Genomic DNA, 1,183 nt, shown 5'->3' on the forward strand with positions numbered 1-1,183 from the left:
CCCCACAGGCCATAGAACAGGACATAGAGTTCGCACGCGGCGGTGAGGAGGAACGAGGTTTGGAGGCCATAGGCGTCGGCGAGCCAGCCCTGCACGACCACCAGCGCGCCGCCGGCGATCGCCATGATGAGGAGGCCGGATCCTTCCTCGGTCAGCGGGCCGAGGCCGTTGATGCCGAGCGTGAAGATGGTCGGGAACATGATCGAGTGGAACAGGCCGACCGAGATCAGCGCCCACATCGCCGGCGGGCCGCTGGCGAAGGTCGCGATCAGCATCACCACGAACGCCGCGGCGCTCGCCGCCGCCAGCACCAGGCCGGCATCGACCCGGCGCATCACGAAGCTGCCGACGAACCGGCCGACCATCATCCCGCCCCACAGCAGGAACAGATAGTGCGACGCTTGCTCGTGGGTGAGATTGCCGATGTCGGGCTGGCTGACGAAGTTGATGAACAGGTTGGCGACACCGATCTCGGCGATCAGGTAGATGAAGATCGCCGGCACGCCGAACACCAGGTTGCGGTGCTTCCACAGCGAGTGCTTGCGGCGCTCTTGCGCGGCGACGCGGCGGGTGGCGGCGCCCATGTCGGGCAGGCGATAGCGCGCGATCACCACCGCCAGCACCACCAGCACGGCGGCGACGATGAGGTAGGGGAGCTGGACGGCCTGCGCGTCGGCGAGCCGCTCGGCGGCGGTCAGCCTGGTGGGATCGGTGGTGGTGCCCGACGTCGAACGGCCGAGGATCAGATAGCCGCCGAACAAGGGCGCGAGCGTGGTGCCGAGCGAGTTGAACGCCTGGACCAGGTTGAGCCGCGACGACGAGGTCTGCGGCGGCCCGACCACGGCGACATAAGGGTTGGCGGCGACCTGCAGCAGCGTGATCCCGCACGCGATCACGAACAGCGCCACGAGCGTCACGCCATAGGACGGAATGCGCGCCGCCGGGATCATCCCCAGCGCGCCCGCCGCCATGATGATCAGGCCGATCACCATCGACCTCTTGTAGCCGATCCGCTCGATCAGTCGGGCCGAGGGGATCGAGGCGACGAAATAGGCGATGAACCACACGCTCTCGATCAGCGTCGTCTGGGTGTAGTTGAGATCGAACACGCTCCTCAGATGCGGCAGCAGCGTGTTGTTGATGACCGTAATAAAACCCCACATGAAGAACAGCGTCGCCAGCA

General features: G+C 66.4%; 1 protein-coding gene. It reads right to left on the minus strand.

The annotated features are described in order from the left end of the window. Positions 1–1,181: sugar MFS transporter (locus ACMGER_RS18140; RefSeq protein WP_436813584.1), on the minus strand; the 1,181-nt coding region annotated here is incomplete at its 3' end. Positions 1,182–1,183: the final 2 nt, after the last annotated feature.

This window comes from Sphingomonas astragali (genome assembly GCF_051400615.1).
GTDB lineage: Bacteria > Pseudomonadota > Alphaproteobacteria > Sphingomonadales > Sphingomonadaceae > Sphingomonas.